At 38.7% G+C, this 6,480-nt stretch carries 7 protein-coding genes; 6 read left to right on the top strand and 1 reads right to left on the bottom strand.

Features of this window, described 5'->3' with window-relative positions; all coding sequences use genetic code 11:
* Window positions 1-235 precede the first annotated feature (235 nt).
* The gene (locus V6C71_22170) at window positions 236-682 is read left to right on the top strand and encodes a hypothetical protein (GenBank protein ID HEY9771165.1); all 447 of its coding nucleotides are present in this window, start codon (window positions 236-238) and stop codon (window positions 680-682) included.
* Window positions 683-996: 314 nt separating this feature from the next.
* Here V6C71_22170 and rpoD read toward each other — a convergent pair whose 3' ends face one another.
* Window positions 997-2,124, bottom strand: coding sequence for an RNA polymerase sigma factor RpoD (rpoD, locus tag V6C71_22165; protein HEY9771164.1), 1,128 nt, complete (start codon window positions 2,122-2,124; stop codon window positions 997-999).
* A 544-nt stretch (window positions 2,125-2,668) separates the two neighbouring features.
* Here rpoD and V6C71_22160 point away from each other — a divergent pair.
* The 5 genes from V6C71_22160 (at window position 2,669) to V6C71_22140 (ending at window position 6,446) form a co-directional block, all read left to right on the top strand.
* Window positions 2,669-3,505: a DUF4382 domain-containing protein gene (locus V6C71_22160; GenBank protein HEY9771163.1), complete on the top strand. Its 837-nt coding sequence runs from the start codon at window positions 2,669-2,671 to the stop codon at window positions 3,503-3,505.
* Window positions 3,506-3,635: 130 nt separating this feature from the next.
* Complete coding sequence (locus tag V6C71_22155) at window positions 3,636-4,109, top strand: carboxypeptidase regulatory-like domain-containing protein (protein HEY9771162.1); 474 nt, start codon at window positions 3,636-3,638, stop codon at window positions 4,107-4,109.
* Window positions 4,110-4,118: 9 nt separating this feature from the next.
* On the top strand, window positions 4,119-4,760 hold the full coding sequence (gene cbiM / locus V6C71_22150) for a cobalt transporter CbiM (GenBank protein ID HEY9771161.1): 642 nt from the start codon (window positions 4,119-4,121) through the stop codon (window positions 4,758-4,760).
* Window positions 4,761-4,812: 52 nt separating this feature from the next.
* Window positions 4,813-5,604: a cobalt ECF transporter T component CbiQ gene (gene cbiQ / locus V6C71_22145; protein HEY9771160.1), complete on the top strand. Its 792-nt coding sequence runs from the start codon at window positions 4,813-4,815 to the stop codon at window positions 5,602-5,604.
* 47 nt (window positions 5,605-5,651) lie between these two features.
* Window positions 5,652-6,446, top strand: a complete 795-nt coding sequence (locus tag V6C71_22140; protein ID HEY9771159.1) for an energy-coupling factor ABC transporter ATP-binding protein — start codon at window positions 5,652-5,654, stop codon at window positions 6,444-6,446.
* Window positions 6,447-6,480 lie beyond the last annotated feature (34 nt).

Raw genomic sequence — 6,480 nt, 5'->3', positions numbered from 1 at the left:
TTTTGGCTTGATGTAACTGTTCAGCTAGATCATCCAAACTTTCTTTTATTTCAATTGAAGTTACACCAACCATTAGTAAAAAATACTAAATAACTACTTCCAGTTTAGTTCATTTGCCTTGTTTTCAATTTAAATTGGTATGAGATATCAGTCTCAAGCGTTATTTGTCACTACTGCCGAAGAACGTAGCAATATTAACGTTGGCAATTTATTAAATTAACTCTTGATTATTTTTGTGGATAAATCTTTATCAGCCAAAAAAATTGAACGGCTATTTATTCTGGGCGATCGCTATTTGCATCAGGGGAAGTTCTCCGCATCGGTAGCTACCTTTGAACAGCTCTTATCAATAGTAGATTCTAGTAATCAAATCTATTTTGATATTCAACGAGGTTTAGTGAAAGCCTATCGAGAGAATCAACAGCTAGAACAGGCGATCGTCCTTTGTCAGTCACTGGCAGATAGTAATGTGGCTGCTACCGGGCTTTGGGGGCAAAATTTTTTACCTACTCTTACTCCTATACCCGACGCTCAACCACTAAACGCAAAATCATCTGAACTAAAAGCGAAAACCGCACCGAGTCTTAAACTTAAAACTTTGTCTCAGTTTAAGCAGTACTGTCAGAATCATTTACTAGAAAAGCTTAAAAAATTAGAACGCAGTCGCAAGCATACTCACTGAGCAGCTAATTTAAATGACCGCGGAAGGCGGCGGGGCGTACAAGCTCTTGAAGTAAATTCAAGAGTCAGCCCCTTGTGAACGCAGGCTTCGCACGGACATATCAAGCGGGCGAGGCAACCTCGCCCGTCTTGCCCTCCTTTTCAAGGCGGAGTACCGTTCACTTTACTATGTTTGTTAATGTTTGTTAAATAGTTAATTGAGGAACTGCGATCGCCAACTTGTTCGACAAACATTTTGCTACAAAACAAAAAGGATCTAGCACTTGATGCCGATCCCTTCCTACTATCTAACTAAAGATGGATGAGTAAATTAATTTAACGAATGTATTCTTTTAATATGCTGTTGCGGTTTGGATGACGCAATTTGCGTAGAGCTTTAGCCTCGATTTGGCGGATACGCTCGCGGGTAACATTAAAGATTTGTCCAATTTCCTCTAATGTTTTCATGCGACCATCATCTAAACCATAACGAAGGCGAAGAACGTCGCGTTCGCGAGGGCTGAGAGTATCTAGTACGCTTTCTAAATCTTCTCTGAGTAAGCTTTTTGATACTTGGTCTTCTGGAGTTTCGCCATCAGCTTCGATAAAATCGCCCAAACGAGAGTCTTCTTCTTTACCAATAGGGGTTTCTAAAGAAATTGGCAATTGAGCCGATTTAGCGATAAATCTGAGCTTCTCGATGGTCATTTCCATGCGAGTTGCAATTTCTTCTTCGGTGGGTTTGCGTCCTTGCTCTTGAGAAAGTAATTTAGTAGTTTTTTTAATCCGGGAGATAGTTTCATATAAGTGAACAGGAAGGCGAATCGTACGAGACTGATCGGCGATCGCTCTTGTAATTGCCTGTCTAATCCACCAGGTAGCATAAGTAGAAAATTTATAGCCTTTTTCGTGATCGAATTTTTCGGCCGCTCTAATCAAACCAAGAGAACCTTCTTGAATCAAATCTTGAAAAGACAAGCCGCGGTTCATGTATTTTTTGGCGATCGATACAACCAAACGCAGGTTAGACTGCACCATTTTGTCTTTAGCTCTTCGACCGAGAAAGAGGCGACGACAGAACTTGCGATATTCCATGTCTACTTCTCTTGCCCATTCTTCGTCGGTGGCTTCTCTACCTAAGCCATCTTCTAAACTATCTTTTAGTCTTTCTAGTTCAAGTAAGTCGGCAATTTGGCGAGCTAGCTCAATTTCTTCTTCTGCTCTGAGTAATCGAATGCGGCCGATTTCTTGTAGATAGATACGAATTGAATCTTCAGTGTAGGGTTTTTTCCTGCCGCGTTCAGCGCGTTTTGTAGTAGTACCCTCTTTTTTAGTTTTACCTTTTGCTGCTGACTTGATATCTACATTACTGTCTTGATTTTTCTTGTTATCTTCTTCGATTAGACTTTCCCAATCGTTTCCAGGATTGGCGATTGTTGCTAGAACTTGATTAGCTTGGGTCATGCCGTTTTCCTCTTGCTCCTTCAGTGAAAAATTTAATGATATTTGTTTTAGTTAAGTTTAGTTAAGTTTTGCTTAACTAGTGTTTAATTACACATTATTTAACTTTTGATTTGTGAGGTTAGCTGTTTGTTAACAAACAAAGCTAACAAATCGCTAAACCATGATTGGAATTATTGACCTAGTGAGTGTTATCAACTAGAAAATTGCAATCATTTTCCGATTTTAGCCTCGATTGTTATGAATTTAGTGAAGATTAAACAGAAATTTGGGAATATTTCCCTAAGATTTATGAAGAAATCGCAAACTTTTTTTTTCTTTTGCTTCTATGGCATTGTAAGCAATTTGACGGAAAATAACACGGATTTATTTTTTATTCTTAGCAACAAGTGTTCAAAAATAACCGCTGACAAAGTTGATTTTCGCTAATAAATTAGCTGCAATGCCCTCCGGGGGGATTGAAAAGCGTAGTCAAAATTCATTATTACTAAAGTAGAGATAAAAAATTTACCAACTCTAATTCTTTTTTCAGCGCAAGAAATAAAATATGAACAAGGTACGTATATTTGCTTACGGAATAGCTCTAGGTTCTCTGGTTATAAATGGTTTTGCTCAAGAAAGGGAGAAAACTATAGCAGCAGCTACGCAAGAAGGAACTTTAGCATTAGTGGCAAATGGAGAGGATTTTGTTAGACAAGGTTTTGTCAGTAAAGATGGCTGGAAAATAAGTTTTGAGCACCTATACGTTAGTCTTGCTGATGCGGTGGCATACTCTACGGAATCACCTTTTGAACCTCAAAAAGGCGATACTAAGGAAAGCATCGAGTATCAGAACAAAGCAACTTTTGACACTCCGAAAATTCTCGATTTAGCTGAGGGAGAAGCTGAGGCAGAACCAATAGTAGTAGCTCAAGCTAATGTTCCTGAAGGATTTTACAATGCTTTGGCTTGGAAATTAACTACCGCAGGCGAAGAAACGCCAATCCAGGGAAAGACTATTGCTTTACAAGGTCAAGCAACTAAAAATGGAGAAACAATTAATTTTGATCTGGGCTTTAATCAACCAGCCGAGTATGTCTGTGGCGAATTTGTTGGTGAATCACGTCAAGGAATAGTAGCAGCAGATACCCCAGGAAAGGTAGAAGCAACCTTTCACTTCGATCATATTTTTGGTGATGCAGATACCCCCCCAGAGGATGCTTTGAATCAAGGCGCTTTAGGATTTCAGCCTTTAGCTGATTTGGCTAGCAATGGAACGGTACAGCTCGATGAGGCAGATTTGGCTAGTCAACTATCTAAGCCAGATTATCAAACTTTGACCGAGGCGATCGCGGGCTTAGGTCATGTCGGGGAAGGACACTGTGTAGTGACAAATTCACAATAAGCAAGAAAACTAAATAATAGTTTGTCATTCTATGCCTAAAATTGCCAAATCTTGAAAAAAACAGCAAAAAATGACTTTGTTTTGCTGAAAAATTTTACAATTTCCTTAATTAGTAGCTCTACAGTGATTTATGACGCGGTTTTACTTTTTATTAACTTTACTTGCACTAATAGCAGTACCCGAAAAAACTTTAGCTCATGGTGCAAATATTGAGTATCGTCAAACATCGGCGATTACCATCCAGGCAAAATATGATGATGGAAAGCCGATGGCAAACGCTCAGGTAGTAGTCTACGCTCCAAGCGATCGCGCTAACCCCTGGCTTAAAGGCACAACCGATGAATCTGGTAATTTTACCTTTGTTCCTCAGACGAGTGCCGAAAATGTTGGCGATTGGGATGTCAAAGTGCGTCAGTCTGGACATGGTGATATCACTAGTATTCCCATTACAGGCGAGCGAGAAAATGTTGCGGATACTCAGTTGTCATCTGGTGGTAGTGGTTATACTTCGGCGCAAAAGGCAGTTATGGCGCTGGCTGGTATCTGGGGTTTTGTAGGAACAGCTTTGTTTTTTTCGCGCTCCAAGTCTTCTAAACTAGATTAATTTTCACTAATGCACATTCCCGACGGCTTTCTTCCTCCTGGCGTTTGTATTGCTGGTTATGCTTTGACTGGTGGCGTTACCTGGTACTGTTTGCGCCAGATTGATCGAGATCGTAATCTTCAAGCGAATATCCCTAAAGCTTCTTTGTTGACGGCGGCTTTTTTTGTCGCTTCTTTAATTCATATTCCTATACCCCCCACTAGTATCCATTTGATTTTCAATGGTTTAATGGGCGCGCTTTTAGGTTACTACGCTTTTCTGGCAATCTTGATTGGTCTATTTTTTCAAGCCGTGATGTTTCAGCATGGCGGAATGTCTACTTTGGGGGCTAATGCCATCATTATCGGTTCGCCTTCGATCGCAGCTTATCATCTATTTCAACAACGGGGGCGTTTGCGGGGCGAAAAACTAATAATTTTAACTACAATTTTGTCTTTTGCTTCTGGTGCAGGAGCATTGTTATTGTCGGCAGCGATGTTCGCCATTCTGTTAGTAACTAATATTTCTCCTGATATGGATGTTAATGCCGAAAGAACCGCTATTGTTATCTCTTTAGGTAGCTATAGTATTCAAGCAGCTATTGAAGGTGTATTTACGGTGATGTTAATTTCTTTTCTGGAGAAAGTTAAACCTGAATTATTAAAATCTTGAATTATTAAATTAAGTAAAAACTAGCCAACGTTCAGTCATTTGTAATCATTTAATGAAATTAATTCTCGATCAATATGCTTATTTAGATTCTCCTCTCCATCGCTGGCAACAAAACTATAAACTGATAGGTTTATTGAGCTTAATTTTTGCTTTTGCTTTCATGCAAAATATCTGGTTGTTACCAATAATGGTGATAATTACCAGTATTTTGTTTAGTCTTTCAAAAATACCGATTGCCTTTTTAATTAAGCGATTACGTTACCCTAGCTGGTTCATTTTAGCAGTAGTATTTTTGCTACCCTTTATCGCAGGAGATACTCCCATTTTTCAGCTAGGATTTTTAACGATTAAAGAAGAAGGATGTTGGCAAGCAGTCTTAATTTCAGTACGGTTTTTTTGTATTTTAACCGTGAGCTTAGTTTTATTTGGCACAGCTCCGTTTTTAAGTAGTATTAAGGCAATGCGCTCTTTTGGATTACCAAGAGTAATTGTAGATATGACTTTATTGTCCTATCGTTATCTAGAGGAATTAGGACAAATGCTGACAACTATGCAGCGAGCTATGAGATTAAGAGGATTTCAAGCCAAAGGTTTTAAGCGTCGAAATTTGGAAGTTTTTGCTCAATTAACTGGTAGCATTTTAGTAAGGAGTTACGATCGCTCTTTAAGGATTTATCAGGCAATGATTCTACGAGGTTATGGTAGCCAAAGAATTTTTAAAAAAAACTATTGGCAAGGGAACAAACAAAGCGATCGCTACAGCTTATGGGCAACAATTATAACAGTTGTAATAGCAATCTTTTTAGTTGCCTTGCAAGCAATTTTACCTAAATTTATTTTTTAAATATTTAAAATTATCGATCAGCATTAAAGATTAAAATTTAAACAATAATGGAAAATCTAGTAGAAACAGCAGAGCAATTTTCGCTCAAAACTAAAGCAATCTCTATCAATAACCTGTGCTTTAGTTTTGAACAAGAAAGAGCAATTCTGACAGACATCAATTTAAATATTTCTTCAGGAGAGAGTGTTGGCTTAATTGGGGCTAATGGTGCTGGAAAAACTAGTTTATTCTTGACGATTTGTGGGATTTTAAAACCTACTTATGGTGAAGTTAAATTATTTGATCGCTCGATCCAAACTGGAGAATTTAATCCCGAAATTGGACTGGTGTTTCAAAATCCTGACGATCAGCTATTTTGCCCTACGGTGAGGGATGATATCGCTTTTGGTTTAGAAAACATCGAGTTATCCCCTGAGGAAATAGAAGCTCGAATTAGTGCTGCTTTATCTTTAACTGGAGTGACTCATTTAGCGAATCGAATTTCCCATCGGCTTTCAGGAGGGGAGAAGTGTATGGTAGCGATCGCTGCTGTTTTGGCTATGCTACCCCAGATCGTACTTTATGATGAACCAAGTGCCAACTTAGACTTAAGAGCCAGACGTAGATTAATTAAGTTTCTTAACTCTTCCCACGAGACAACAGTAATTTCTTCCCATGACTTAGAATTAATTATTGAAGTTTGCGATCGCGTCGTCATGCTTAATCAAGGGAGAATTGTTGCCGATGGTACACCGCAAGAGATTATGAGTAACCCTAGTTTAATGGAGGCTAACGGGTTAGAAGTGCCTCATTCTTTGACCCAAGGTCACTATCATCAGGGAAGTTCAGGTTCAGAAGATTAAAAAAAAAGTGGCTTTAACAGAGAAGAAGATGCAA

This window comes from Coleofasciculaceae cyanobacterium (assembly GCA_036703275.1).
Taxonomy (GTDB): domain Bacteria; phylum Cyanobacteriota; class Cyanobacteriia; order Cyanobacteriales; family Xenococcaceae; genus Waterburya.
This window is presented reverse-complemented; position numbering and strand designations above follow the sequence as displayed.